This window comes from Campylobacter sp. CNRCH_2015_1657, assembly GCF_025772685.1.
Lineage (GTDB): Bacteria > Campylobacterota > Campylobacteria > Campylobacterales > Campylobacteraceae > Campylobacter_D > Campylobacter_D lari_D.
This window is the reverse complement of the sequence record NZ_JAKMSO010000004.1, coordinates 104,056-128,949: the sequence shown is the minus strand read 5'-3', so window position 1 is coordinate 128,949 and position 24,894 is coordinate 104,056. Positions and strand designations below refer to the sequence as shown.

At 29.7% G+C, this 24,894-nt stretch carries 21 protein-coding genes; 3 read left to right on the top strand and 18 right to left on the bottom strand.

All coding sequences use genetic code 11. The features are described 5' to 3' along the window. Window positions 1-41 precede the first annotated feature (41 nt). From L8X27_RS04410 to L8X27_RS04390, 5 genes are all read right to left on the bottom strand, one after another. The gene (locus tag L8X27_RS04410; protein WP_133319899.1) at window positions 42-1,535 is read right to left on the bottom strand and encodes a C69 family dipeptidase; all 1,494 of its coding nucleotides are present in this window, start codon (window positions 1,533-1,535) and stop codon (window positions 42-44) included. 120 nt (window positions 1,536-1,655) lie between these two features. Continuing rightward, window positions 1,656-3,500, bottom strand: a complete 1,845-nt coding sequence (locus tag L8X27_RS04405) for a primosomal protein N' (protein ID WP_263681083.1) — start codon at window positions 3,498-3,500, stop codon at window positions 1,656-1,658. Continuing rightward, window positions 3,497-3,967: a type II secretion system protein gene (locus L8X27_RS04400; protein ID WP_133319897.1), complete on the bottom strand. Its 471-nt coding sequence runs from the start codon at window positions 3,965-3,967 to the stop codon at window positions 3,497-3,499. Before L8X27_RS04400 ends, L8X27_RS04405 begins: the two co-directional genes overlap by 4 nt. After that, window positions 3,968-4,207 carry a hypothetical protein gene (locus L8X27_RS04395; protein ID WP_133319896.1) on the bottom strand — a complete coding sequence of 80 codons (240 nt, stop codon included), beginning with the start codon at window positions 4,205-4,207 and terminating at the stop codon, window positions 3,968-3,970. Further along, on the bottom strand, window positions 4,194-4,427 hold the full coding sequence (locus L8X27_RS04390; RefSeq protein ID WP_012661890.1) for a hypothetical protein: 234 nt from the start codon (window positions 4,425-4,427) through the stop codon (window positions 4,194-4,196). Before L8X27_RS04390 ends, L8X27_RS04395 begins: the two co-directional genes overlap by 14 nt. Before the next feature lie 154 nt (window positions 4,428-4,581). Here L8X27_RS04390 and uvrB point away from each other — a divergent pair, with 154 nt between their 5' ends. Further along, window positions 4,582-6,555, top strand: coding sequence for an excinuclease ABC subunit UvrB (gene uvrB, locus L8X27_RS04385; protein ID WP_263681082.1), 1,974 nt, complete (start codon window positions 4,582-4,584; stop codon window positions 6,553-6,555). A gap of 16 nt (window positions 6,556-6,571) precedes the next feature. Here the strand turns inward: uvrB and efp are convergent, their stop codons facing one another. Genes efp through pheS form a run of 8 tightly spaced genes read right to left on the bottom strand, consistent with a single transcriptional unit; the run spans window position 6,572 to window position 16,416 of the window. Next, on the bottom strand, window positions 6,572-7,141 hold the full coding sequence (gene efp / locus L8X27_RS04380) for an elongation factor P (RefSeq protein ID WP_039618934.1): 570 nt from the start codon (window positions 7,139-7,141) through the stop codon (window positions 6,572-6,574). 60 nt (window positions 7,142-7,201) lie between these two features. After that, the gene (gene serA / locus L8X27_RS04375) at window positions 7,202-8,782 is read right to left on the bottom strand and encodes a phosphoglycerate dehydrogenase (RefSeq protein ID WP_263681081.1); all 1,581 of its coding nucleotides are present in this window, start codon (window positions 8,780-8,782) and stop codon (window positions 7,202-7,204) included. Next, window positions 8,779-9,258, bottom strand: a complete 480-nt coding sequence (locus L8X27_RS04370) for a hypothetical protein (RefSeq protein ID WP_133319893.1) — start codon at window positions 9,256-9,258, stop codon at window positions 8,779-8,781. Before L8X27_RS04370 ends, serA begins: the two co-directional genes overlap by 4 nt. Before the next feature lie 6 nt (window positions 9,259-9,264). Then, window positions 9,265-10,932, bottom strand: coding sequence for a 30S ribosomal protein S1 (locus L8X27_RS04365; RefSeq protein WP_263671179.1), 1,668 nt, complete (start codon window positions 10,930-10,932; stop codon window positions 9,265-9,267). 55 nt (window positions 10,933-10,987) lie between these two features. Next, the gene (locus tag L8X27_RS04360) at window positions 10,988-11,824 is read right to left on the bottom strand and encodes a 4-hydroxy-3-methylbut-2-enyl diphosphate reductase (protein ID WP_263671178.1); all 837 of its coding nucleotides are present in this window, start codon (window positions 11,822-11,824) and stop codon (window positions 10,988-10,990) included. Further along, a complete protein-coding gene (gene aroA, locus L8X27_RS04355) occupies window positions 11,814-13,100 on the bottom strand; it encodes a 3-phosphoshikimate 1-carboxyvinyltransferase (RefSeq protein WP_263671177.1) in 1,287 nt (428 codons plus the stop codon). Before aroA ends, L8X27_RS04360 begins: the two co-directional genes overlap by 11 nt. Then, the gene (gene pheT / locus L8X27_RS04350; protein ID WP_263681080.1) at window positions 13,097-15,427 is read right to left on the bottom strand and encodes a phenylalanine--tRNA ligase subunit beta; all 2,331 of its coding nucleotides are present in this window, start codon (window positions 15,425-15,427) and stop codon (window positions 13,097-13,099) included. Before pheT ends, aroA begins: the two co-directional genes overlap by 4 nt. Next, on the bottom strand, window positions 15,424-16,416 hold the full coding sequence (gene pheS / locus L8X27_RS04345; RefSeq protein WP_087699975.1) for a phenylalanine--tRNA ligase subunit alpha: 993 nt from the start codon (window positions 16,414-16,416) through the stop codon (window positions 15,424-15,426). Before pheS ends, pheT begins: the two co-directional genes overlap by 4 nt. 85 nt (window positions 16,417-16,501) lie before the next feature. Here pheS and L8X27_RS04340 point away from each other — a divergent pair, with 85 nt between their 5' ends. Beyond that, window positions 16,502-16,867, top strand: coding sequence for a histidine triad nucleotide-binding protein (locus L8X27_RS04340; protein WP_220566684.1), 366 nt, complete (start codon window positions 16,502-16,504; stop codon window positions 16,865-16,867). A gap of 17 nt (window positions 16,868-16,884) precedes the next feature. Here L8X27_RS04340 and pckA read toward each other — a convergent pair whose 3' ends face one another. From pckA to L8X27_RS04315, 5 genes are read right to left on the bottom strand one after another with little or no spacing between them, the layout of a single operon-like run. Continuing rightward, a complete protein-coding gene (pckA, locus tag L8X27_RS04335) occupies window positions 16,885-18,459 on the bottom strand; it encodes a phosphoenolpyruvate carboxykinase (ATP) (RefSeq protein WP_263659753.1) in 1,575 nt (524 codons plus the stop codon). Window positions 18,460-18,469: 10 nt separating this feature from the next. Continuing rightward, window positions 18,470-20,248 (bottom strand): biotin/lipoyl-containing protein, encoded by a 1,779-nt coding sequence (locus L8X27_RS04330; RefSeq protein ID WP_263671175.1) that lies wholly within the window; start codon window positions 20,246-20,248, stop codon window positions 18,470-18,472. 58 nt (window positions 20,249-20,306) lie between these two features. Further along, window positions 20,307-21,641: a sodium-dependent transporter gene (locus tag L8X27_RS04325; protein WP_133319885.1), complete on the bottom strand. Its 1,335-nt coding sequence runs from the start codon at window positions 21,639-21,641 to the stop codon at window positions 20,307-20,309. 9 nt (window positions 21,642-21,650) lie between these two features. Next, window positions 21,651-22,988 (bottom strand): sodium-dependent transporter, encoded by a 1,338-nt coding sequence (locus L8X27_RS04320; protein ID WP_263659755.1) that lies wholly within the window; start codon window positions 22,986-22,988, stop codon window positions 21,651-21,653. Between the two features lie 9 nt (window positions 22,989-22,997). Further along, a complete protein-coding gene (locus tag L8X27_RS04315; protein WP_263661209.1) occupies window positions 22,998-24,350 on the bottom strand; it encodes a sodium-dependent transporter in 1,353 nt (450 codons plus the stop codon). A 195-nt stretch (window positions 24,351-24,545) separates the two neighbouring features. On the opposite strand from L8X27_RS04315, the gene L8X27_RS04310 reads away from it, so the two are divergent. Continuing rightward, window positions 24,546-24,869 carry a F0F1 ATP synthase subunit C gene (locus L8X27_RS04310; RefSeq protein ID WP_012661906.1) on the top strand — a complete coding sequence of 108 codons (324 nt, stop codon included), beginning with the start codon at window positions 24,546-24,548 and terminating at the stop codon, window positions 24,867-24,869. Window positions 24,870-24,894 lie beyond the last annotated feature (25 nt).

Genomic DNA, 24,894 nt, shown 5'->3' with positions numbered 1-24,894 from the left:
AATATTTTTAGAGTATTATAGCCCAAAAATGGGCTATATCATTAATCTTTTTTATTTTTATTAAGAGATTTATATTTTACATCTGTATCTCTTGTTAAAAGGGTAAAAATTTGATTTGTTAAATCTTGGGTAAGTTTTTTAGCTTCCTTTTGATTTTGTAATGAAAAATCAACTAAAATTTGCTTTGCTTTATTCTTATCTTTTTGATAAAGACTTAAATATTCTTTTTCCATAGCTTCTTGTTTTAAAGATGTGTCTTTTTCAAATTTAGCATAAGCATTTTTTACAATAGGTGCATACTTATTATAATCACTCATTACAAGAGTTTGTAACTTGCGATAAATCCAATAAATTGATTCATCATCAGCTTCATTTGTTCCTTGTTGATAACCTGCAATAAATTCATCATTACCAAAATAATAAGGCAAATACACACTCAAATCGGCCATTCCTATTGCGACATAATTTAACCTGCCTATCTCTTTAGGAAGCCACGGTCTAACTTGCATGATATGAGATTCATAAGTTCTAAACACACTCACAACACGATAAATATTTTCATCTTCATTGAAATTTGAGTATGGATCATATTTTGTTCTATCATAGTGCGATCTTAAAGCTTTTTTTAAATCATCCACACTAAGTTTTTGTTCAGGTTCTAAAAACACATTAAAATTAGCACCATTTTTTACATCTTGATTTAAAGATGGATTAAACATTTTTTGTATCCACCAAACTCTAGGATAATTATAAGTTAAATCTCTATCATCATTTCTTGTGTAAACTTTAAAAAAATCAAAATCCTTATCTACTTTAGGATTATACGCTTTATGAATGACGGCAAAATTTATTAAATTTTTAGAATGCAAGGTATTTTCATCGTTAAATTTTAATTGCTTCAACCTACCCTGGTTTGCGCTAACAAAATACGAATTATTAGGAATTTTTACAGCCATCCACTGATGTGCTGTAGCACTTTCTAAATACCAAATTTCTTTAGAATCCACAAAAGCTACTCCAAAACCCTCAGCAGCACCTTGTTTTTCTATAATATCGCCTAATAATAGAACACCTTCTTTTGCACTTTTAATTCTTGGAAGCAAAACATCTAAAATATCATCTTCACTAATACCATTTTTCTCATTATAAGGATCAAATTTTAAAAGCTCATCTTTTGCATAAATTGATTCAGTAGCACTTATCCCAACACCCTTTTCATTAAAACCAGTAGCACCATGTAATTTACTTTGCCAATTAGCTATAGTGCTATATTGAAAAGATTTAGCAGGTAAAGGGTAAGTAAAATCATTCATTCCTTGATGTGCTTTAGTACTATAAATACCTTTTTGGTTTTCAACTCTTGGATGGATTAAAAAAATCTGTGCTTTATCTGCTTTACTATCAGCACTTCTTGCAACCAACATAGAGCCATCTTTGCTTGCTTCATTTGGTACTAAAATAGTAGTACAAGCTAAAGCATTATTAAGCAAAGCACCAAAAAGTACACAGTTTGTAAGAAAACTAAACTTTTTCATTTTCTCTCCTTTAAATTTAAGAAATTAAAAAAGTATATTCTTATCAAAATAAATTTAAAATTAAAAATAAAATATTGTTTTTATTATAAAATAATAATTATTTATAAATAAATATATTTTTTAAGAAAAATCAACTGGATCTATATCGCAAGTAATATTTTTAAAATTTAAGGCAAAATGCTCAAATTTTACAAGTTCTTGATGAGTATTAGCACGCAATAATACATAAAAACGCCATTTCTTATTTAGCATTTCAATGCCACAAGCACCATGTCCTACTAATTGCACTTGTTTTAATTCTTGAACTTTATTAGCTATAAATTCACATAAATTTAAAGCTTTGTTTTTATCCTCATCTTCAACAATTAGCCTTAAAAGTCTTTTAAATGGAGGGTAAAGCTCACTTCTAGAATTTAATTCATCTTTTAAAAAGCTATCATAATCTTGTATATATTTTTCAAAAAAAGATCTATTCTTAGTTTGTAAAAACACCCTACCCTCGCCTTTACGACCTGCACGACCTGCTACTTGCATAGCAAGAGCCAAAGTCTCTTCCAAAGCTTTAAAATTAGGTCTGAATAAATACTCATCAAGACCTAAAATCACACTCAAATCCACATTGTGATAATCATGCCCTTTAGCAAGCATAGAAGTGCCTACTAAAATATCAATTTTTTCTTGGTTAAAATCTTTTAAAATCATATCAAGCTTTTTTACACTGCTAATCTCATCACTATCAAATCTTTTTATGATAGGATTAAACTCGGCTAATTCTTTTTCTAAAAGCTCACAAAGCTCTGCTGTGCCCATTTTTTTAGCTTCAAGCATAACTCCATTGCAGGTTGGACAAGTTTGATCAATTTCTTTAGTAAAATTGCAATAATGACATTTTAATGCATTTTTATTTTTATGTAAACTCAAAGCAATAGAACAAAAAGGACATTTAATGGTATTAGCGCATTCTTTGCATAAAATTTGTCTAAAATTTGCCCTTGTAGGTAAAAATACCACAGCTTGCTTTTTATTTCTTAAGCTAATTTTTAATTCTAAAAGCAATTTTGATGAAACACTAAGCTCGCTCTCATCATATAAAAACTGCTTTTTGCTTTCAAAAAAGGTTCCTTTAAGTCTAAAACAAGGATGTTTATAATAACTTACAACACTTGGAGTAGCCGAACCTAAAAGAACTTTTATATGCATTTTTTTTGCTACAAATAAAGCCAAATCTCTTGCATTGATTTTTGGATTATTAGAAGCTTTATAAGAATTATCATGCTCTTCATCAATAATAATCAAACCCAAATTCTTAAAAGGTAAAAACAAAGCCGATCTAGCTCCCACCACTAAAAGAGCTTTTGAATTTGTTAAATCTTGCAAGTATTCTTGCTTTTTTTTCTTAGTAATTTTAGAATGCCACAAGAAAAAATGCTCGCCAAAATACACTTTTAATCTTTTTTGCATTTGCGGAGTTAGAGCGATTTCTGGCATTAAAAGCAAAACTTGCTTTCCTTGCTCTAGATATTCTTTTATCAAGCTAATATAAATTTCAGTTTTACCACTTCCTGTATCGCCAAATAATAAACTAGTTTGTTTAGTTTTTATAAATTCCAAAGCCTCTTGCTGGTTTTTACTTAAACTAGGTGCTTTTTCTATATGAATTTTTTCATTTTTATACTCTTTAATGCTTTCAAACATACCCAAAACAAAAGCTATTTTACTAGCATAATAATAAGCAATAAATTGAGCAAGTTCGTATTGGTATTGCGTTAGTTTAAAATCTGTTTTTTCTTTTATAGCTTGGGTTTTAAAATCAGGCTTTGAACATTTTTGTAAAATTATAGCTTTGAGATTTTTTTTCCTTGCAAGATCAACTATCACTTCATCTAAAATTTCAATTTCTTCTTCACTTTCATAAATTAAGGTATCTAAATAATATCCTTTTATAGCAAGTTGATAAAAATTCAAAACCCATAATCCTTACAATTTAAACTCACACATTCTAAAAAAACTTTTTCACCATTATAAGAAAAATCTATGTAATTTTTAGCATTTATAAAAAATCTATATTGAGTATTTGCTATTTTCATCCATGATTTTTTACTTGAAACAATTGGCTTATCTAATACACTATATGTACAATGATTTGTTTTTTTGTAATTTTGCAAACTATCACAAAAAAATAATTTTTGATTTTCACTATTTATCAAAGCTTCATCTAAAATGGCTGGAAAATCCTTACTTTCTTTAAATAAAAACTGATTTTTGAGTAAGGCCAAAGAAGCATTGATGAGCTCTACCTCACTTTTTGCTTGGATAAGTTTAGCATCATTTTTTCCAAAAGAAAAATACGGATAAGCAATTGTGCTAAGAATAGCAATAATCATCATACAAAAAATAAGCTCTACTAAAGTAAAAGCTTTTTTTACTTGCATTTATTGTATTTCTTCATCGATAGTGTTTATAAGTTTGTTGAGTTCTTTTTTTAAGATATAGTTTTCGTAGCTAAGTTTTACAAAAGCATTAATGAAATTTGCAAGTTCTATCTTACCTGTGCCTCCAGAAATTAAAGCAATCTCATCTTCAAGATGATTTGCAAATTCATTACTGCATGTTACGACAAAGTCTTTTGCATAGACATTGATTGTAACTTTTCTTTGATTATTGTTTGCCAAGAACTGCCTCTATTTTTTTGATCACATCTTCACTTTCAATATTTTTATTTTTAAGCTCTTCTTCCAAACGCGCAATTTGATTGTTTTTAGCTTCATTTTGTGCTTTTACGCTCACTAATTCATTTCTTAAATTTTCATTTATTTCACATACTTCATTATATTTAGCCAAAAGCTCATTTACTTTATCTGTCATTGTGTTGATTATTCTTTCATCATACATAATTTTTTGCCTTTATTGATTTTATATTTTAGAGTATTTTAAACACATATTGTAACAAAAAAAAATTTAATTTTGCATAGCTTTTTGTTTTAAAATTTAAATTTTTAGAAAAAATTTTGTGTAAAATTAGTAAAAATACAAGTTAGGAAAAATTATGTTTGAACTTACTAGCGAATTTAAGCCAAGTCCTGATCAAAAGCAAGCTATTGATGGTATAGTAAAAAGCATTAAAGCAGACAATAAATACCAAACCTTGCTAGGTGTTACAGGTAGTGGAAAAACTTTCACTATGGCAAATATCATTAAAAACTTAAACATGCCTACTCTTATCATGAGCCACAATAAAAGCTTATGCGCGCAACTTTATAGTGAATTTAAAGGCTTTTTTGCAAATAATCATGTGGAGTATTTTATAAGCTATTATGATTATTATCAACCCGAGGCTTATATACCAAGAACCGATGTTTTTATAGAAAAAGACAGCTCTACTAATGAAGACTTAGAAAGATTAAGACTAAGCGCAAGTGCTTCGCTTTTAAGTTATGATGATGTTATTTGCATAGCTAGTGTTTCAGCAAATTATGGTTTGGGAAATCCAAGTGAGTATGTGGGTATGGTTTTGATTTTAGAGCTTAATATGCAAATAAATCAAAAAGAACTTTTAAAAAAACTTGTAGATATGGGTTATAAACGCAATGATAATTTCTTTGACAGAGCTGATTTTAGAGTCAATGGAGATATAGTAGATATATATCCAGCTTATTATGAGGATGAAGCTATTAGACTTGAATTTTTTGGCGATGAACTTGAGGCGATGTATCATTATAATATCTTAGAAAATAAAAAAGGTAAAGACTTAAAAAAATTTATACTTTATCCAACTAGTCAATTTAGCGTAGGTGAAGCTAGACTTAAAGAGGCTATAAAAGGTATAAAAGCTGAATTAAATAAACGCCTTGCTTATTTTGAAAATGAAAATAAACTCGTAGAAGCACAAAGACTAAAACAAAGGGTAGAATTTGACCTTGAAATGCTTCAAAGTACTGGCATGTGCAAAGGAGTTGAAAATTATGCCTTGCATTTAACAGGGCTTAAGAGCGGCGATACACCTTATACGCTTTTTGATTATTTTGCCATTAAAAATCAAGATTTTTTAGTCATTGTAGATGAATCTCATGTATCTTTACCACAATTTCGCGGAATGTTTGCAGGGGATAGAAGCAGAAAGCAAACTTTGGTTGATTATGGTTTTCGCTTGCCAAGTGCCTTAGATAATAGACCTTTGATGTTTGATGAATTTATTAATAAAAATTGTAAATTTTTATTTGTTTCAGCCACACCTGCACCTTTAGAACTAGAATTAAGCAAAGAAAATATTTTTTATCAAATCATGCGTCCAACAGGGCTTTTAGATCCTAAAATAGAAATCAAAGATAGTGAAAATCAAGTAGAAATTTTATATGATGAAGCTAAAAAAGTTATAGAGCGTAATGAAAGAGTTTTAATAACCGTTTTAACTAAAAAAATGGCTGAAGAGCTTAGTAAATACTACTTAGAACTTGGCTTAAAAGTAAAATACATGCACTCAGAAATTGATGCAATTGAGCGCAATGAAATCATCCGTGGCTTAAGAAGTGGCGCTTTTGATATTTTAATCGGGATTAATCTTTTAAGAGAAGGACTTGATTTACCTGAAGTTTCCCTTATAGCGATTATGGATGCAGACAAGGAAGGCTTTTTAAGAAGCACCACTGCACTCATTCAAACGATGGGACGCGCGGCTAGAAATGTCAATGGAAAAGTATTGCTTTTTGCTAAAAAAATCACAAAATCTATGCAAGAAGCTATCGATACTACCAATGAAAGAAGAACCCTACAAGAAGCTTATAATAAAAAGCACAACATCACACCAACCTCAGTAAAAAGAAACATAGAAGAAAGTTTAAAACATGAGCTTGAACAAGGAGAAATTTATCGTAAAGGCAAAGAACTTGAAAAAATGCCTGCGAAAGAACGCGCTAAAATAGTAAAAGAATTAAGAAAACAAATGCTAGAAGCAGCTAAAAATCTTGAGTTTGAGAAAGCGGCAATGCTTAGAGATGAAATTAATAAATTAAGAACTTTATAATCCCTTAAATAAGGGATTATTTATTTGCTCTTTCTATATACTCTCCACGCACAGTATCAACGCGGATTACTTCCCCTTCTAATACATGGAAAGGAATTTGTACTACCGCACCTGTTTCTAAAGTAGCTGGTTTTTTATTTGAGCCTTGAGTATCGCCTTTGAAATTCGGCGCTGTTTCAATAATTTTAAGTTCCATTACTTGAGGCACTTCCACACCAATTGCTTTTCCATTGTGAAATAAAACATCTACCATAGTTCCATCAAGCATCCATTTTTTAGCTTCACCCACATCTTCATCACTAATTGCAACTTGCTCATAAGTTTGAGTATCCATAAATTGACAATTTTCACCATCATCGTATAGATATTGCATTTGTTTTTCTTCTAAATTTGGAGATTCACATTTATCCCCTGCATGGAAAGTTTTTTCTAAAACCTTACCATCGATAAAAGATTTAATTTTAATACGAACAAAAGCAGGACCTTTTCCTGGTTTTACATGTTGATATTCTACGATTTTAAAAGGAATACCATCAATTTCTATTTTTAAACCTTTTTTTAAATCTCCCATTCCATAAGAAGCCATATATTTTCCTTAATTTTAAAATTAAAAAATAATTGTAACAATTAAGGCTTATAAAAAGCCTTAAATTTCTGCATATTCTGCAAAAATACAAGCATCAATAGCTCTTAATTCCTCAAGCAAAGCTTTTGAAATTTTTGTATCAAGCAAAATTACAGCCAAAGCTTTTCCAAAGCCATTTCTACCAAGTCTAAAATCAGCTATATTGACATTATTTTTGGCTAAAATTCCGCTAACATTAGCAATAACTCCTGGTATGTCATTATTGTTTAAAATTATCATTTTCCCTTTTGGTTTAAAATCTACATCAAAACCATTTAATTCTACTATTCTTTGTTCATTTTCACCAAAAATAGTTCCTGAGATAGAAAGGTTAGAATTATCTGTAATTACTTTTATAGTGATTTTATTACTATAACCACTACTTGGTAGAATACAAGAAGAAAGTTCTACGCCCTTATCTTTAGCTACAAAATGTGCGTTAATATAATTAATATTCTCACCTAAAATTCCTCTTAAAACACTCACTGTTGCAAAAGTTAGTAAAGACTCATTATACTCGCTAATTTGTCCTTCGCTCTCAAGTTTAATAGCCTTAATAGGAGTTTTATCAAGCTGAGCAGCCAAAAAGCCCATTTTGGAAATAAGCTCAATATAAGGTGCTACAAAACTTGGTAAATCTTCAGTTTTAATCGGTAAATTTAAAGCATTAGGATAAGAAATTCCTCTTGCAGCATTTAAAGCTTGCTCGCATGCTTGGATAGCGATATTTTCTTGACTTTCTAAAGTGTTTGCACCAAGATGAGAAGTAACAGAAACATTTTCAAAGTCTAAAAACGGATGATTAGTTGCTGGTTCTTTATTAAACACATCGATACCAAGCCAAGTTATTTTACCACTTTTTAACCCCTCGCACAATGCATCTTCATTATAAAGACCACCTCTGGCACAATTTATCAATCTTACCCCATCTTTCATTTTAGAAATTTCTTCAAAAGAAATCATATCTGTTGTTTCTTTTGTTTTTGGCGTATGTATGGTAATAAAATCACTTTGAGTTAAGATTACATCTAAAGAATTCACACACTCTATACCCAAATCAGTCATTTTAGAAGCTACCACATAAGGATCATAAGCTATAACTTTCATACCAAAAGCTTTTGCGCGTACAGCTACTCTTGAACCTATATTGCCAAAACCTATAACTCCTAAAGTTTTATTCATAAGTTCAACACCATACCACTTTTCTCTTTCCCATTTTCTTTGTATTTTTAAAAAATTATGAGCATTTACAAAAGATCTTGCAGAGCATAATAAATGATTCATAGTAAGCTCAACTGCTGCTATGGTATTAGCCGTTGGTACATTCATTACTATAATACCTTTTTTAGAGCATTCATCTATATCAACATTATCAACCCCAACGCCTGCTCTAACTAAAGCTTTTAAATTAGAACATGCATTGATAAATTTCAAATCCACATCCGTTGAACTTCTAGTAATAGCAACATCTACATCATTTAATTTTGTTAAAAGTTCATCTTTAGGTAAATGTGCTGCTTCGATAAGCTCAACATCATCAGCTCTTCTTAAAAGTTCTACGCCTTTGTCTAATATCGCATCACATACAATAATTTTTTTCATAACCAAACCTCCTTTAATTTTGCATTTATATTATAAATTTTTAATTTGTCGATCAGTGTATTTAATACTTTTTCATTATTTGTATCTAAATAAATTGCCACTTCATCTTTACTCTGTGTTAAAGTGTATTTGATAAAAAAAGAATGCAGAGTTTGCTTTAAACAAAACATAGAATAAACATCATTTTTATTTACATCGAGCATATAAAATTTTTGTTTTGGCTTTACTACAGAATCATCCATATTAAAACTCATATAAAATTCATTTGCTGCTGGAGAAAAATCATTGATTTTAATATTTGAAAGTTTATCTTGCCAAGTTTGTGGCAACTCTTTTTTTATTTCATCAAAAGAATATTTAACATTTTGTGAGATAGGTAAATTCCCAATATCTACATATCTCACCATAAAAATAAAAGCAATAAATAAAATTAGGCTTAAAAAACCTAAAATACCATAAAGGGTATATTTTTTCATTTTTTATTATAAAAGTTGATCTTTGATAATATCACCTAAAGTTACTTTGTCATTATCATTGATTTCATTTAACGCTTCTCTTTCTTTCATTCTTGCAAGGCTTTTTACGCTTAAACGAATTCTATTTTTCTTTTCATCAATGAAAACAATCAAAGCTTCTATTGTATCACCTACTTTTAAACTTGAAAAATCAATATTACCTAAATCCTCTTTATGAATAAGCGCATCAACGCCTTCTTCAAGCTCTACAAAAACTCCAAAATCTTTAATATCTCTAATTTTACCAGATATAACATCATTTACTTGGTGTTTTTGAGCATAAACTTGAACAGGACTTTTTTGTAATTCTTTAGTACTTAAAGAAATTTTTTGATTTTCTTTATCTAGTTTAATGATTTTAACTTCTACAACATCACCAACTTTATACATATCTTTACATTTATCACTTCTATTCCAAGAAGCATCTTCATTATGCAATAAACCTTCCAAATTAGCAATTTTTATAAAGGCGCCAAAATTAGTCACAGAAGTAACGCTGCCTTTTAGCACATCACCTACTTTATATGATTTTAAAAACTCATCAAAAGGTTTTGCTAATAAATTTTTTAAAGAAACTCTAAGTCTTCTTTCTTTAGCATTAATTTCAATCACTTCCACATCAAGCTCTTGACCTTCGTTAATATAGTCTTTTGGATTTTTAGCATTTTTATCCCAAGAAATTTCACTTATATGTAAAAATCCTTCTATATCATTTCCTAAATCTACAAAAGCACCATATGGTTCTATATTTGAAACCGTAACTTTAATAGTATCGCCAACTTCTAAACCATCTTTAATTTCATCCCAAGGATCAGGCATGGCAAGTTTTATAGATAAAGAAAGATGTTTTTTATCTTTATCATATTTAATCACTTTTACAGGAACTTTATCACCTTCATTATACAACAAACTAGGATTTACTGGTCCTTTATAAGAAATTTCGCTATAATGAACTAAACCATCAACACCACCTACATCAACAAACATACCGTAAGTAGTGATTTTTTTAACAACACCTTCTATAATTTCTTCTTGATTTAATACATTTGAAATAATTTCTTTGCGTTTTTTTCTTTCCTCATCTACTATTTTTTTTCTAGAAACTACTATACTCTGAGCTTCTTTATCTATTTTTATAATTTTAACTTTAAAAGTTTTATTGATAATATTGTTTGAATCTTTAAAACTGCTTTGTGATTTTGGTAGGAAAAACTCCACTCCATCTTCATCCACAGCTACAAAGCCACCTCTATTTTTACCAATGATTTTTACATCAAATATACTTTCATCATCTTTATAATTGTTAATAAATTCTTTAACTTTTTGTTTTCTTAAAGCTTTTTTATGAGAAAGTAAAGATCTGCCACCGCGAGAACCTACTATAGCAACTTCTAATGTATCACCTTCTTTGAAGATAAATTCGCCTTTTTCGTTTTGAATTTCTTCTATTGCTAAAATACCTTCTGATTTTTGTCCTACATTTACAAATACCTCATCGCCTTTAATCGCGACAATTATACCCTGTGTAGTTGCCTCCTCATCAGACTTAAAAGATTCTTCAAGCATTTGCTCAAAATCTTCTTCTATGATAATATCCTCTAGTCTGTTTTGAACTTTTTTGTTCACCTCGCTCATTGTGGTCCTTTGTTTTAAATTTTAATTGTTGATTATAGTATTGTTTTCTTTAAACTTAGTTAATTTTGGCGTATTCTTTGATTTTTTCCAAAACCAAATCAATCACCCAATCAGGTGTAGAAGCACCCGCACTAATGCCACATTTTTCTTTACTGCTAAACCATTCTTTCTGAATTTCTTTTTCATTTTCGATTAAATAACTATCTTCACAATAGTTTTTTGCTATCAAAAAAAGCTGTTTAGTATTGGCTGAGTTCTTCCCTCCAACTATTATCATTACATCACTTTTTTTAGCAAGTTCATTGATTGCTTCTTGATTTTTAAAAGTCGCATCACATATTGTATTAAAAACACGCACTTCCTTAACTCTAAGCATTAAAAAATTCACAATCTCCATAAATTTTTCTATCTTTTTTGTAGTTTGTGATACTACTGCAATTTTAGAAGGCAATTTAATATCAAGCAATTCTTTTTCATCAAGCACTACATAAGCTTTAGTACTTACATAACTTCTAACCCCTTTTACTTCAGGATGATTTTCATCCCCAAAAATAACAACTTCATAACCTTCATTGCTCATTTGTTCACAAATTTTTTGAGGTTTAGTCACAAAAGGACATGTAGCATCAAAAATTTCTATATCTTTTTGCTTTAATTTTTCTAAATCTTGCTTTGTAATACCATGGGTTCTAATGATGGCTTTTTTTTCTGTGCTTAATTCATTGATATCATTTAATGTTTTAACATTATAATTTTTCCAAAGTCTTGTGATTTCTTCATTATTATGAATTAAAGGTCCTATAGTAGCTGCATCTTTAATCTGCTCGGCTTTTTTAATAGCTCTTTTTACTCCAAAACAAAATCCATAACTTTTTGCTAATTCAATCTCCAATCTTAGCTCCTATTTGCTTTAAAATCTCAATAAAATTTGGAAAAGAAGTTTTGATGCATTCACTATCATCTACTTCCATTCCACATCTTAAACCTAAAATTAAAAAACTCATCGCAATTCTATGATCTCCAAAGCTTTCTATTTTAGCATTTTTAACTTCGCCGCCTTCTACTTCAAAGCCATCTTCAAATTCTTTTACTTTTATGCCACATTTTTGCAAATTTAATACAATTGATTTGATTCTATCACTTTCTTTTACGCGCAATTCTTTAGCATTTTTTATAATGCTTTTTCCTTTTGCACAAGCAAAAGCTATAGCCAAAGCTGGAATTTCATCAATCAACCATGCGATATTTTCACTCACATTTACCGCCTTTAAAGGCGTACTTTCAACACAAATTTCTCCAATACTTTCAAAATCTTCATTAGTAATATTATAAGTGATCTTTGCACCCATTTTTTCTAAAATTTTAAAGGCTTCAATGCGTGTTTTATTTAACAAAACATTTTTTAAGACTACTTTTGAATGAGGTAAAATACAAGCAGCTAAGGCAAAGTAAAAGGCTGATGATGGATCATTTGGTACACATACTTCAAATGCTTTTAATTTTTCTTTTAAAGGATTGATTTTGATAAAAGTTTTATCCTCATTTAAATACTCAATGCAAGCTCCCATTTTATTAAGCATAATCTCACTATGATCTCTTGAAAGCTCAACTTCTTTAAAATAACTTTCTTTTTTGGCAAATAAAGCTGCTAAAATTAAAGCTGATTTTACTTGAGCTGAAGCAATATTACTACTAAAGTCAAAACCATCTAACTTAGCCCCTTGTATGCAAATAGGCGCTAAATTTGCATTAGCTCTTCCAAAAATCTTAGCTCCTAAACTCATCAAAGGCCCACTCACTCGCTTCATTGGCCTAGCATTTAAATAACAATCTCCACTAAGAACAAAAAATTCATCTTCAATAGCACTTAAAAAACCTATTAAAAGTCTCATAGCTGTACCTGAATTTCCACAATCTAAAACGCAATTTGGAGATTTTATATATTTTGGAGCTTTAATATAAATTAATCCATCAATTTCTTCAACTTCAGCTCCTAAAGCTTGAATGATTGCTAAAGTATGTAAAGTGTCTTGTGCTTTTAGATAATTTTTAATCTTACAAGTTCCTTGAGTAAGCAAAGAAAAAATAGCAAAGCGATGAGATATAGACTTATCAGAAGCTATATCTTCAAGCTCTACTTTAAAAGAATCAATAGGACCTATCTTCATCGAAGTTTTAAACCATGCTCATCATCTAAAGCTTTGATAATTTTATCAATATACTCAAGGATAATATTATCTTCTAAGGTTTTTTCAAAATCTCTAAATACCAAATTAATAGTCAAGCTATAAAAATCGCCTAAATTCTCATCTGTATATAAATCTACCACTCTAAAGCTTTCTAATCTTTCGATATTTAATTTAGCAATAGTGTGTTTGATTTTTTCATATTCAAAACCCTTAGGTATAACTATACTTAAATCCCTGCTCATAGATGGAAATTTAGAATATGCTTTAGCGGTTTTAAAGTCTTGTTTTAAGCCTTCCAAATCAAGCTCACAAATATAAGTTTTAACCAAATCCCTTTCATTTTCTATACTTAAATGCACTCTACCTACAAAACCTATACGCTTGCCGTTTTTATATACATTTGCTTGTTCATATGGACTTAAAAATGCATATTCTGATTTTTGTAAACTAAACTCACCTATAATGCTTTTTAATTCTGCTAAAAAGGTATAAAAATCCACTAAAACAGGCTTGGCCTTATTTGTGATTTTAGCTTCTTCTTTATAACCACTAAAGATCATTGCAAATTTAGCATGCTCATTTGAAAACTCATCAAAAACACTACCACACTCAAAAAGTTTAATTTTCTTTTTTGAATTTCTTAGATTAAAGCTTACTGCATTTAAAAGATGATTTATCAAAGTACTTCTTAAAGTATTAAGTTCGTTAGTAATAGGATTAATGAGTTTGTTTTTAATACATTTAAATCCTAGCTGACTTAATTCTTCTTCATTATCCAAAACATAATGCACACTTTCAAAATATCCATTGTTGCTTGCTTTTAATCTTAAATTTTTAAGCTCTTGATAATCAAAATATACTTGATTTAAACGATTTTTTTCTCTAAATTCTAAAGCTTTTGATGGGATATTATCAATACCGATAATTCTTACTATTTCTTCACTAATATCAGCTATATTTACTATATCACTACGGTGAAGTGGAATTTTAATATTAAATTGTTCATCATTTACCACACTTATTTCAAAGCCTAGTTTTCTAAGAATTTTGACTAAATTATTTTTATCTATAGGCATACCAATGATTTTATCAACCTCTGTACCAAAAATCCCAATAATATTTGCTTCATTTTCTTTAAAAACTTGTTGGCTTCCTGAAAAAACACTCATTGCACTAATTTTTAAGCACTCATTAAATAAATACTCCATTCCCAAAGAAAGCTTAGGCTCACTACCTCTTAAAGAACGATATATAGTATCATTTTTCTTTTTATAAAAGGCTATTGCATTTGCTATAGTTTGAGGATGAGTATAGCTTGCTTCTATAATGATGATTTTACTCTCATCATTAATTTTAAATTTATCTTCTTGCTCTATACCTGCTAAAGCAATCAACTCATCTTTATAATAAACCCCATACTCTCCATGCTCTTGAGTTTTAATCTCTAAAACAATCTTTTCATCAATTTGACAATCTTGACAAAGCTTATGAAAATCATAAGCACAAAAAATCACTCCACTTGCATGAGTTGCATAAGTTAAAAGATTTTCTATGTTGTTATTTTTATATGCTTCAATCAAAGCAAGACGAATTTGTATCGTGATATTTAACTTAAATTCTTCTTTAATCTCTAGTGCCTTATAAGCAAAAAATCCTTCAACATCACTTTGATTTTTAACACTTAGTATTCTTCCTATACCTACGCTATTTTCACCTTCTTTTAAAGGATTTAATTCTTTTAAATTTAAATCAAGTGCTGCACTTAAATCTCTAGCAACACCATATAAACTCAAGCAATCCCCGCGATTTGGAGTAAGTTCTATTTCAATTAATTCATCATTAAACAAATCATATTCATTAAGAGCTTTTCCTAAAACTAACTCTCCCATACTTTCATCTAAAACCATAATGCCTTCATTACTTTTTCCAAAACCAAGCTCACTAGAAGAGCAAATCATACCCATAGATTCAACCCCTCTAAGTTTGGCAGGTTTTATCTCAAGTCCGCTAGGAAGCACTGTACCTACTAAAGATACGGCTACAAATTGATCTTTATCAACATTTTTTGCACCACAAACAATTTGTAAGATTTCATTCCCAACATCTACTTTACAAATATTCAATTTATCTGAATTTTCATGTTTAACTTTTTCTAAAACCTTACCTATTACAACTTTTTGGGGAGCTTTAACACTTTTGAAACTATCAACCTCTAATCCTATGGAATTTAAAGTATTTACTATAGTTTGTGTTGATATTTCACTTAAATCAATCCATTCATTTAACCAATTTCTACTAATAATCATCTAAATTGCTCCAATAATCTTAAATCACCTTCAAACATAGAACGCAAATCAGGAATTTTATGTAAAAGCATAGCAAAACGCTCCACACCCAAACCAAAAGCATAGCCACTTACATTTTTATAACCAACAAATTTATAAACATTAGGATCAACAACGCCACATCCTAAAACTTCAAGCCATCCTGTTTGCTTACAAACCCTACATCCACAACCTTTACAAAACACACAAGAAATATCTACTTCAGCAGATGGCTCTGTAAAAGGAAAAAAGCTAGGTCTAAAACGCACTTTTACATCGCCAAACATATGTTTTAAAAAATGCTCTAGCATATCTTTTAAATTTGCAAAATTTACCTTATCGCCTTCTTCTACCACAAGTCCTTCTACTTGATGAAACATAGGGGTATGAGTAATATCAAAATCTCTTCTAAAAACTGCACCTGGTGCTATCATTCTAATAGGTGGTTTTTGAGATAGCATAGTTCTAATTTGAACTGGAGAAGTTTGAGATCTAAGCAAGGTTTTATCTTCAAAATAAAAAGTATCTTGCATATCTCTTGCAGGATGATTTTGTGGTAAATTTAATGCTTCAAAATTATGAAAATCATCCTCGATCAAAGGCCCTTTTTCTATACTGAAATTTAAAGCTGTAAAATATTCTATAATTTTATCCATAGTTTGCATGATTGGGTGCAAAGCACCTGCATTTGAAGTTTCATCAAAAAAGCTAAAATCTTGCACATCTTGTTTCATTTTTTCATTTAAAGCTTTTTCTTCTAATTCTTTTAATTTTATTTGATAAGCCTCATTAAATTCATCTCTTGTTTTATTTAAACCATTGGCAAATTCTTTTTTTTCTTCACCTTGCAAATCTTTTAACTTTGCAAATTCTAAAGTCAAAATACCTTTTTTTCCTAAAACACTTACTTTTATATTTTCAAGCTCTGCTAAAGTATTTACAGAAGCAATTTTTTCTATCATATCTTGCAATTTTAGCTCCAACTAAATTTTTTTTAAACATTCTAATGTAAAATTATTTAAAATTAGCAAAAAATAACAAAAAAAGGATTACTAAATGAGAGAAAAAACCGTATTTGAACTAATCGTAGAAGGAAAAATCCCTGCTAATAAAGTTTTAGAAAGTGAAAAATTTTTAGCTTTTCATGATATCAATCCTAAAGCACCTATTCATATTTTAATCATTCCAAAAGAACATTTTGAAAACTTTCAAGAATTAAGACCTGAATTAATGAGTGAAATGACACAATTTATCCAAGAACTAGCTACTCTTTTAGGACTAGATAAAAGCGGGTATAGATTAATCACAAATTGTGGAAAAAATAGCGGACAAGAAGTTTTTCATTTGCATTTTCATATGTTAGGTGGATTTGAGCTTCCAAAAAATAAAGAAACCCAAATCAATCCTCAATCTTTATTCTAAAAAGAGCTTAACTCTTTTTAGATAGCAGGACCAGCTAGTTTAAATTCTGCTCCTTCTTTTACATCTTCATAGCGTTTGAAATTTTCTATAAACATTTTTGCAAGCTTTAATTTAGTTTCTTCATAAGCTTTTTTATCCTCCCAAGTATTAACAGGGTTTAATAACTTACTTTCTACACCCGCTAATTCTTTTGGAACTGCAAGATTAAATAAATCATAGTTTTCAAACTCACAATTTTGTATACTACCATCTAAAATCGCATTAATGCAAGCTCTAGTAGCTTTAATACTCATTCTTTTACCTACACCATAAGCTCCACCGCTCCAACCGGTATTTACCAGATAAACATTTACATTATGCTTGCTGATTTTTTCGCCCAAAAGTTTTGCATAAACAGTTGGGTGTAATGGCAAAAACACTTCTCCAAAACAAGCTGAAAAAGTCGCAACAGGCTCAGTAATGCCTCTTTCAGTACCTGCTACTTTAGCAGTATAACCACTTAGAAAATAATACATTGCTTGTTCTTTACTAAGCTTACTAACCGGAGGTAAAACACCAAAAGCATCCGCTGAAAGGAAAATGATATTACTAGGATGACCTGCACTAAGGCTTGGCTCGTGATTTAAAATATGCTCTATCGGATAAGAAACTCTAGTATTTTCAGTTTTAGAACCATCATTGAAATCAACGCTTAAATCATCTTTTAAAACTACATTTTCTAAAAGTGCATTTTGCTTTATAGCTCCATAAATTTCTGGTTCACTTTGAGGATCAAGGTTAATACATTTTGCATAACAACCTCCTTCAAAATTAAACACACCCTCATCATCCCAACCATGCTCATCATCGCCTATTAATTTTCTTTTTGGATCAGTTGAAAGAGTAGTTTTACCTGTACCACTAAGCCCAAAGAAAAGCGCTACATCACCTTTTTCTCCAACATTAGCACTACAATGCATAGAAAGTTTATTTTCTAGTGGAAGCCAATAATTCATCATAGAAAAAATTCCTTTTTTCATCTCTCCACCATACCAAGTTCCACCAATTACTGCTATATTTTTTTCTATGTTAAAAATGACAAAAACCTCTGAATTTAAACCATCTTTTTTATAATCTTCATTAATACATTTGCAAGCATTATACACCACAAAATCAGGTTTAAACTCACTAAGTTCTTCTTCTTTTGGACGAATAAACATATTTTTTACAAAATGTGCTTGCCATGCAATTTGAGTTACAAAACGCACAGCTTTACGACTTTTTAACGAAGCTCCACAATATGCATCTTGGATATAAATATCACTATTACTAAGTTGTTTTTTAGCTTTTGCTAAAAGCTTTTCAAATAATTCCTCACTAATAGGCTGATTAATCTTACCCCAAGCAATGTATTTTTGCGAAGGATCTTGTTTTACAAAATATTTATCTTTAGGACTTCTTCCAGTAAAAATCCCTGTATCTACACTAAAGGTACCATTTTTAGTACATACACCTTCATTGTTGTTTTTTTCGTGCTTTAAAAGCTCATCATAGCTAAGATTGTGAAAAACTTGTCCGATATTTTCTAAGCCTAAATTTTCTAAACCTTTCATCTTTACCTCCTTATTTATAAGTCATTAAAGCTTGACCTTCACTTACGCTCTCACCAGCATTTACTAAAAGCTCTGCAATTTCTCCATCTTTACTTGCATTAACCTCGATTTCCATTTTCATAGCTTCAAGTACAGCTACAACTTGACCTGCCTTTACACTATCATTTTCTTTAACTAAAATTTTAAATACATTTGCATTCATACTTGCAACAATAGCATTATCATTTACTTGAGTTTTTGCAACTTTTGCATTATCTGCACTTACTTTTACAGCACTTTTAACATTAACATCTCTATCAAAACCTGCACTTACTTCTACATGGTATTTGTTACCATTAACTGAAACGGTAAATTGATTTTCATCGATAAGACTTGATTTTAATTTGCTATTTTTTCTAACATTAACCTTAGCTTCACCTTTTAAGAAAGCTATGCCTTTTTCTTTACAAGCTGCAACGATAAAAATATTTTCTTCACTTGTTTCTAAATTTTCTTTTTCTAATAAGTTTTTAATATAAGCTGTACTTTTGCTCTCATCAGCATCAGCAATATCTGTGGCTAATTTTGTAGTTGGTTCTAATTTTAATTGCTCGCTTGCAAGCTTAATTACTTCAGGATCTGGAGCAACGGGAGTTTTTCCAAAATATCCTAAAACCATTTTTCCATATCCATCTGCAATTTTTTTCCAAGGACCAAACATTACATTATTAAAAGCTTGCTGGAAATAAAACTGCGATACAGGAGTAACAGAAGTACCATAACCACCTTTTTCTACTACTTCTTGCATAGCTTTTATAACTTGAGGAAATTTATCTAAAATATTATTATCTCTCATCATTTGTGTATTAGCAGTTAGTGCTCCACCCGGCATAGGTGAAAAAGGTATTAAAGGATTCACCGCTGTTGCTTCAGGTGGTAGAAAATAATCTTTTAAACAATCTTTTAACACTTCTTCGTATTTTAAAATTTTTTCTTCATCTAAACCAAGATCAAAATTGCTTCCTTTTAGAGCATGAAGCATTGTTAAAATATCAGGTTGAGAAGTACCGCCACTAACAGGAGCTGCAGCTAAATCTATACCATCAACACCTGCTTCTAAAGCCGCTAAATAGCATGCTATGCTTACCCCTGCGGTTTCATGCGTATGTAATCTTATATGCATATTTTCAGGCAGGTTTTTTCTAGCCATTTTAATAACTTCATAAATTTTATTTGGATTTGAAGTTCCGCTTGCATCTTTAAAACAAATACTATCAAAAGGAATTTGAGCTTGTAGGACTTCTTTTAAAATTCTTTCATAAAATGGCACATCATGCGCACCTTTACATTTTGGAGGTAAATCCATTAAAGTAATGGTAATTTCATGTTTTAAACCATGTTTAACTATACATTCTCCACTAAATTTTAAATTATTTACATCATTTAATGCATCAAAATTTCTTATTGTAGTTGTGCCGTGTTTTGCAAACATTTTTGCATGCAAATTGATAATTTCTTTACTACCTGTATCAAGTGCTACGGTATTAACCCCTCTTGCAAGAGTTTGTAAATTTGCATCTTTTCCAACGATGGCTCTAAATTTGTCCATCATTTCAAAAGCATTTTCGTTCAAATAAAAAAATAAACTTTGGAATCTAGCTCCACCACCAAATTCAAAATGCTTAATATCTGCTTCTTTAGCTGCTTCTAGGGCAGGAAAAAAATCATTCATTAAAACTCTAGCACCATAAACAGATTGAAAACCATCCCTAAATGTGGTATCCATCACATCAATTAACTTTTTAGCCATAATTTTTCCTTATTTTTACATCTTTGCAATTATAACTCTACTTTCTTAAAAAATAAATTTATAAAATTTGATTTAACATAATGATAATAATCGCAATAGGTGCAACAAATCTAAGTAAAAAATACCATACTTCAAAAATACTTCTACTCATAAACTTAGAAAATAAATTGTAAATTTTTATTTTTTCCACAAAAAATCCTACGAAAATAGCACTTGCAATAGCTCCAAGTGGGAGCATAAAATTAGAAGTTAATTTATCTAAAATATCAAAAAAACTTAAACCAAAAAAACTAAAGCTAGCCCCATAATTAGCACTAAAAGATAAAATACAACTCATTCCCAAAAGAAAAACTACAAAGCCTATAAAAACCAAAGCTTTTTTTCTTGAAATTTTATATTCATTTACAAGATAAAAAGTAAAAGGTTCTATCATAGAAACTGCTGAAGTAATCCCTGCAAAAAATAAAGCTAAGAAAAAATAAAAAGCTAAAAAATGTCCAAAGATAGCACCTAAATTAGAAAATAAAGTTGTTAAAGATATAAATACAAGCCCAGCTCCTTCTGCAGGATTAGCATTAAATTTAAATATAAAAGTAAATACAATAAGTCCCATCATCAAACCTATACTGATATTTAAAAGCACAATTATGGCCGAACTTGTAATTAAATTTGTATCGTCTTTTAAAGAGGCTGCATAAGTGGTAATACAACCTATACCTAAACATAAAGTAAAAAAAGCAAGACCTAAAGCTGTTAAAACAGAGTTTAAACTAAGCTTGGTAAAATCAGGATAAAACAAATAAACAAAAGCTTCCTTAAAACCATCTTGAAAAAAACAATATACTAGCATTAAAACAAGCATAATAAACAAACTTGGCATAATCCAAACATTAAGTTTTTCTATACCGCTTTTAACCCCTCTTGAGACAACAAACAAGGTAAGAAAAAAAGCAATTAAAAAATACAAACTACTTTCTAAAATACTATTTTGTATTAAATTTCCAAATAAAGCTCCTGCTTCTTGAGTATTACTAGGTAGATAATAAATCGAAGTTATCATGTATTTTAAAACCCAACCCATAATAACAAGATAAAAAGATAATACAAAAATTCCACCGAGCATAAAAAATCCAGCAAATTTCCATTTTTGAGCATATTTAGTTGCTAAGCTTTTATAAGCATTTACAGGATCACTCTGACTTAATCTTCCCATAGCAATTTCAGCCAAAAATACACAAAATCCTATACTAATAGTCAAAAGCAAATACAAAAGCACAAAAGCAAAACCACCATTTTGGCCTACTAAGGTTGGAAATTTCCAAGCATTTCCAAGCCCTATAGCTCCACCTGCTACTGCTAATACAAAACCTATTTTAGAAAATTTATCATTCATTTTAACACCTTAGAAAAAAAGCTGTCTAGCCATGATTAAAATAACCGCTAATGGAGAAATGTATCTTAAAAAGATATACCAAATTTCAAAATATATCCCACGCATAAATGGGTAAAATAAAGTTTGTAAAGCTTCTTTTTTAAGCACAAAACCCACAAAAAATGCTGTAATTAAAGCAGAAATTGGCATTAGCAAATTTTGTATGAAAAAGTCTAAAATATCAAAAAAACTTTTCCCAAAGAAATTTAAACTTGATGCACTTACATGATAAAAAGAAAGTATAGATAAACTTCCAAGAAAATAAACAATCATACCCACAAAAACCAAAGCTTTTTTTCTTGAAATTTGATAACGATTTATAAGATAAAAAGTAAAAGGTTCTATCATAGAAATAGCCGAAGTAATCCCTGCAAAAAATAAAGCTATAAAAAAGGCTATGGCTAAAACATTTCCCAAAAACCCTAACTTTGCAAAAAGCGTTGTTAATGATATAAATATAAGTCCTGGACCTTGTTGAGTAGGATCGGCTCCGAATTCAAATATAAAAGTAAATACAATAAGTCCCATCATCAAACCAATGATAGTATTAATAATGATAATATTTAAAGCACTGCTTATAAAATTTGTTTTATCGGGCAAACTTGCTGCATAAGTTAAAATCACACATACACCCAAAGACATACTAAAAAATGCAAGCCCTAGTGCATCTAATATAGAATTAACACTTAATTTTGAAAAATCAGGTACAAATAAAAACTCACTTGCTTTAGAAAAACCATCCATACTAAAAGAATATCCAAGCATTAAAATAAGCAGTATAAATAAGCTTGGCATCATCCAAACATTGAGTTTTTCTATACCACTTTTAACACCTTTTGATACTACATAAAAAATTACCATAAACACAAAAGTAAAACATATAAATTGAGATAAAACATCATTAGAAAGTAAATTTCCAAAAATAGCGCCTGCTTCTTTTGTATCTTTAGGTAATTCAAAAAACCCAAAATAAGCATATTTTGCTATCCAACCTATAACAACACTATAAAAAGACACTAAAATAATAGCACCAAGCATAAAAAATCCCGCAAATGACCATGCCTTTTTATTTTTTGGCGCTAAAGTATAATAAGCATTTACAGGATCTTTTTCACTAAGTTTTCCTATGCTAAGTTCAGCCAAAAATATCACAAAAGCCACACCCAAGGTTAAAAGTAAATATACCACCACAAAAGCTGAACCGCCATTGTTACCCACTAAAGTTGGAAATTTCCAAGCATTTCCAAGTCCAACAGCTGAACCTGCTACCGCTAATACAAAGCCTATTTTAGAAAATTTTTCATTCATCTTTTAACCTTAAAAAAATAATTGTTTTGCCATGATTAAAATCACAGCTAAAGGCGAGATATATCTTACAAAAAAATACCAACACTCAAAGTATTTACCCCTCATATAAGGATAAAATAAAGTTTGTAAAGCTTCTTTTTTAAGCACAAAACCTACAAAGATTGCACCAAATAATCCACCTAAAGGCATCATTAAATTTGAAGCAATAAAATCTAATATATCAAAAAAACTTTTTCCAAAAAATTCTAAAGAATCTTTACTCCACTCAATTCCTGATAAAATACACAAACTTCCCAAAAAATACACAATGAAAGCTATAAAAATCAAAGCTTTTTTTCTTGTAAAATTATAAGAATTGATTAAATAAAAGGTTAAAGGTTCTATCATGGAAACTGCTGAAGTAATCCCTGCAAAAAACAAAGCTATAAAAAAAGCCACAGCTAAAATATTTCCCAAAGGTAAAAAGCCAATTGGGTCAATATTTGAAAACAAACTCATCAAAGATACAAAAATCAAACCTGGACCTTGTTGAGCTGGATCTCCATTAAATTCAAATATGAAAGTAAATACAATAAGTCCCATCATAATACCAATAATAATATTAATAATGATAATGTTAATAGTGCTTGTAATAAAATTTGTTTTATCAGATAAACTTGCAGAATAAGTTATAATTGAACCCACTCCAATAGATAAAGAAAAACAAGCAAGCCCTAATGCACTTAAAAATGCTCCTACACTAAGCTTAGAAAAGTCTGGAGAAAACAAAAACTCACTTGCTTTAGAAAAACCATCCATACTAAAAGAATATCCAAGCATTAAAATAAGCAATGTAAATAAGCTTGGCATCATCCAAACATTGAGTTTTTCTATACCACTTTTAACACCTTTTGATACTACATAAAAAATTACTATAAACACAAAAGTAAAACATATAAACTGAGATAAAACATCATTAGAAAGTAAATTTCCAAAAATAGCGCCACTTTCTTCTATACTTTTTGGTAAAGGAAAAAACCCAAAATAAGCATACTTAACAATCCATCCTATTATCACGCTATAAAAAGAAACAATCAAAATAGCACCTATTAAAGAAAAACCAACTATAGACCAAGCTCTTTTGTGTTTTGGAGCTAAAGTATAATAGGCATTTACAGGATCTTTTTCACTAAGTTTTCCTATGCTAAGTTCAGCCAAAAATATTACAAACCCTACCCCCAAAGTCAAAAGCAAATATAAAAGTACAAAAGCTGAACCTCCATTTTGTCCTACCAAAGTTGGAAATTTCCAAGCATTTCCAAGTCCAACAGCTGAACCTGCTACCGCTAATACAAAGCCTATTTTAGAAAATTTTTCATTCATAAAGATAACCTTAAATTTATAAAACTATAAAAAACTTTTAATGTAGCTAAAAAAAACTTTAATTTATTTTAAAATATATAATATTAATTTAAATTTCAATAATTTTAAAGTTATATTTGTATATAATTTCGCTTTTATAAATCACGAGTAGGGATACGCAAGCCGAAAGGATTTAAATTTTTACAAGGAAAAACTATGAAAAAAATCGTATTTTTAATGCTAGCTTTAAGCGGTTTTGCATTTGCAGCTGAAGGTTCTATGAATCAATGGTTAGCTTCTTTTTCTATCTTAGCAGCAGGTTTAGGACTTGGTGTTGCAGCTTTAGGTGGAGCTATCGGTATGGGTAATACTGCAGCAGCAACTATAGCAGGTACTGCTAGAAACCCTGGTCTTGGTGGTAAATTAATGACTACTATGTTTATTGCTTTAGCGATGATTGAAGCTCAAGTTATTTATGCGCTTGTTATTGCTCTTATCGCTCTTTATGCTAATCCATTCCAAGCATTAGTAGCAGCTTAAAATTTCAAAGCCCTCTTGCGGGGCT

Excerpts from the sequence above, each read along its gene's own strand:
- L8X27_RS04410 (WP_133319899.1), bottom strand. The coding sequence starts at position 1,535 with ATGAAAAAGTTTAGTTTTCTTACAAACTGTGTACTTTTTGGTGCTTTG.
- L8X27_RS04400 (WP_133319897.1), bottom strand. The coding sequence starts at position 3,967 with ATGCAAGTAAAAAAAGCTTTTACTTTAGTAGAGCTTATTTTTTGTATG.
- L8X27_RS04390 (WP_012661890.1), bottom strand. The coding sequence starts at position 4,427 with ATGTATGATGAAAGAATAATCAACACAATGACAGATAAAGTAAATGAG.
- uvrB (WP_263681082.1), top strand. The coding sequence starts at position 4,582 with ATGTTTGAACTTACTAGCGAATTTAAGCCAAGTCCTGATCAAAAGCAA.
- efp (WP_039618934.1), bottom strand. The coding sequence starts at position 7,141 with ATGGCTTCTTATGGAATGGGAGATTTAAAAAAAGGTTTAAAAATAGAA.
- serA (WP_263681081.1), bottom strand. The coding sequence starts at position 8,782 with ATGAAAAAAATTATTGTATGTGATGCGATATTAGACAAAGGCGTAGAA.
- L8X27_RS04370 (WP_133319893.1), bottom strand. The coding sequence starts at position 9,258 with ATGAAAAAATATACCCTTTATGGTATTTTAGGTTTTTTAAGCCTAATT.
- L8X27_RS04365 (WP_263671179.1), bottom strand. The coding sequence starts at position 10,932 with ATGAGCGAGGTGAACAAAAAAGTTCAAAACAGACTAGAGGATATTATC.
- aroA (WP_263671177.1), bottom strand. The coding sequence starts at position 13,100 with ATGAAGATAGGTCCTATTGATTCTTTTAAAGTAGAGCTTGAAGATATA.
- pheT (WP_263681080.1), bottom strand. The coding sequence starts at position 15,427 with ATGATTATTAGTAGAAATTGGTTAAATGAATGGATTGATTTAAGTGAA.
- L8X27_RS04340 (WP_220566684.1), top strand. The coding sequence starts at position 16,502 with ATGAGAGAAAAAACCGTATTTGAACTAATCGTAGAAGGAAAAATCCCT.
- pckA (WP_263659753.1), bottom strand. The coding sequence starts at position 18,459 with ATGAAAGGTTTAGAAAATTTAGGCTTAGAAAATATCGGACAAGTTTTT.
- L8X27_RS04330 (WP_263671175.1), bottom strand. The coding sequence starts at position 20,248 with ATGGCTAAAAAGTTAATTGATGTGATGGATACCACATTTAGGGATGGT.
- L8X27_RS04325 (WP_133319885.1), bottom strand. The coding sequence starts at position 21,641 with ATGAATGATAAATTTTCTAAAATAGGTTTTGTATTAGCAGTAGCAGGT.
- L8X27_RS04320 (WP_263659755.1), bottom strand. The coding sequence starts at position 22,988 with ATGAATGAAAAATTTTCTAAAATAGGCTTTGTATTAGCGGTAGCAGGT.
- L8X27_RS04315 (WP_263661209.1), bottom strand. The coding sequence starts at position 24,350 with ATGAATGAAAAATTTTCTAAAATAGGCTTTGTATTAGCGGTAGCAGGT.
- L8X27_RS04310 (WP_012661906.1), top strand. The coding sequence starts at position 24,546 with ATGAAAAAAATCGTATTTTTAATGCTAGCTTTAAGCGGTTTTGCATTT.